Annotated in this window: 1 rRNA gene (cut by a window edge); it reads right to left on the bottom strand. The window is 52.3% G+C overall.

The window, feature by feature from the left end:
• Positions 1-16: 16 nt before the first annotated feature.
• A 23S ribosomal RNA gene (locus ACL9RJ_RS33165) occupies positions 17-2,500 on the bottom strand (it continues 408 nt past the right edge of the window).

The raw sequence follows: 2,500 nt of genomic DNA on the forward strand, positions 1-2,500 counted from the left end.
ATTGCTTGGGTGTTATATGGTCAAGCCTCACGGGCAATTAGTACAGGTTAGCTCAACGCCTCACAGCGCTTACACACCCTGCCTATCAACGTCGTAGTCTTCGACGGCCCTTCAGGGAACTCAAGGTTCCAGTGAGATCTCATCTTGAGGCAAGTTTCCCGCTTAGATGCTTTCAGCGGTTATCTTTTCCGAACATAGCTACCCGGCAATGCCACTGGCGTGACAACCGGAACACCAGAGGTTCGTCCACTCCGGTCCTCTCGTACTAGGAGCAGCCCCTCTCAAATCTCAAACGTCCACGGCAGATAGGGACCGAACTGTCTCACGACGTTCTAAACCCAGCTCGCGTACCACTTTAAATGGCGAACAGCCATACCCTTGGGACCGGCTTCAGCCCCAGGATGTGATGAGCCGACATCGAGGTGCCAAACACCGCCGTCGATATGAACTCTTGGGCGGTATCAGCCTGTTATCCCCGGAGTACCTTTTATCCGTTGAGCGATGGCCCTTCCATACAGAACCACCGGATCACTAAGACCTACTTTCGTACCTGCTCGACGTGTCTGTCTCGCAGTCAAGCGCGCTTTTGCCTTTATACTCTACGACCGATTTCCGACCGGTCTGAGCGCACCTTCGTACTCCTCCGTTACTCTTTAGGAGGAGACCGCCCCAGTCAAACTACCCACCATACACTGTCCTCGATCCGGATAACGGACCTGAGTTAGAACCTCAAAGTTGCCAGGGTGGTATTTCAAGGATGGCTCCACGCGAACTGGCGTCCACGCTTCAAAGCCTCCCACCTATCCTACACAAGCAAATTCAAAGTCCAGTGCAAAGCTATAGTAAAGGTTCACGGGGTCTTTCCGTCTAGCCGCGGATACACTGCATCTTCACAGCGATTTCAATTTCACTGAGTCTCGGGTGGAGACAGCGCCGCCATCGTTACGCCATTCGTGCAGGTCGGAACTTACCCGACAAGGAATTTCGCTACCTTAGGACCGTTATAGTTACGGCCGCCGTTTACCGGGGCTTCGATCAAGAGCTTCGCGTTAGCTAACCCCATCAATTAACCTTCCGGCACCGGGCAGGCGTCACACCCTATACGTCCACTTTCGTGTTTGCAGAGTGCTGTGTTTTTAATAAACAGTCGCAGCGGCCTGGTATCTTCGACCGGCATGAGCTTACGGAGCAAGTCCTTCACCCTCACCGGCGCACCTTCTCCCGAAGTTACGGTGCCATTTTGCCTAGTTCCTTCACCCGAGTTCTCTCAAGCGCCTTGGTATTCTCTACCCAACCACCTGTGTCGGTTTGGGGTACGGTTCCTGGTTACCTGAAGCTTAGAAGCTTTTCTTGGAAGCATGGCATCAACCACTTCGTGTTCTAAAAGAACACTCGTCATCAGCTCTCGGCCTTAGAATCCCGGATTTACCTAAGATTCCAGCCTACCACCTTAAACTTGGACAACCAACGCCAAGCTGGCCTAGCCTTCTCCGTCCCTCCATCGCAATAACCAGAAGTACAGGAATATTAACCTGTTTTCCATCGACTACGCTTTTCAGCCTCGCCTTAGGGACCGACTAACCCTGCGTCGATTAACGTTGCGCAGGAAACCTTGGTCTTTCGGCGTGGGTGTTTTTCACACCCATTGTCGTTACTCATGTCAGCATTCGCACTTCTGATACCTCCAGCAAGCTTCTCAACTCACCTTCACAGGCTTACAGAACGCTCCTCTACCGCATCACCTAAGTGATACCCGTAGCTTCGGTGCATGGTTTGAGCCCCGTTACATCTTCCGCGCAGGCCGACTCGACTAGTGAGCTATTACGCTTTCTTTAAAGGGTGGCTGCTTCTAAGCCAACCTCCTAGCTGTCTAAGCCTTCCCACATCGTTTCCCACTTAACCATGACTTTGGGACCTTAGCTGACGGTCTGGGTTGTTTCCCTTTTCACGACGGACGTTAGCACCCGCCGTGTGTCTCCCATGCTCGGCACTTGTAGGTATTCGGAGTTTGCATCGGTTTGGTAAGTCGGGATGACCCCCTAGCCGAAACAGTGCTCTACCCCCTACAGTGATACATGAGGCGCTACCTAAATAGCTTTCGAGGAGAACCAGCTATCTCCGAGCTTGATTAGCCTTTCACTCCGATCCACAGGTCATCCGCTAACTTTTCAACGGTAGTCGGTTCGGTCCTCCAGTCAGTGTTACCTAACCTTCAACCTGCCCATGGATAGATCGCCCGGTTTCGGGTCTATTCCCAGCGACTAGACGCCCTATTAAGACTCGCTTTCGCTACGCCTCCCCTATTCGGTTAAGCTCGCCACTGAAAATAAGTCGCTGACCCATTATACAAAAGGTACGCAGTCACCCAACAAAGTGGGCTCCCACTGCTTGTACGCATACGGTTTCAGGATCTATTTCACTCCCCTCTCCGGGGTTCTTTTCGCCTTTCCCTCACGGTACTAGTTCACTATCGGTCAGTCAGTAGTATTTAGCCTTGGAG

Source organism: Pseudomonas sp. Mn2068, from assembly GCF_049319725.1.
Classification (GTDB): Bacteria; Pseudomonadota; Gammaproteobacteria; order Pseudomonadales; family Pseudomonadaceae; genus Aquipseudomonas; species Aquipseudomonas gingeri.